At 70.9% G+C, this 278-nt stretch carries 1 pseudogene; it reads left to right on the plus strand.

Annotated elements, in window-relative coordinates:
• Positions 1 to 278: pseudogene (locus SB754_RS19940) on the plus strand (alpha/beta hydrolase); the annotation flags it as partial.

Here is a 278-nt window from a genome sequence, read left to right on the forward strand (position 1 = left end):
CGGCCCCGGGCCGGCCGCTGTTTCAGGCCGCGGAAGCCAACATCAATCCGCGCTCCCCCGTGCGGGTCAATACGTCGGCGGCGAGGGGTCCGCTGCTGCTGACCGGAGCAAGCGAAGACCGCGTTGTTCCGGCCACGGTGGTCCGGGCGGAGGCCCGGCGGTACCGGTCCTCGCCATCGCCCACGGAGTACCTGGAGATTGCCGGCAGCGGACACTCGCTGGTGATTGACCACAGCTGGCAGGTGGTGGCCGAGACGGTGCTGGGCTTCCTGTCCCGG

The organism is Leifsonia sp. SIMBA_070, assembly GCF_046534635.1.
Classification (GTDB): domain Bacteria; phylum Actinomycetota; class Actinomycetes; order Actinomycetales; family Microbacteriaceae; genus Leifsonia.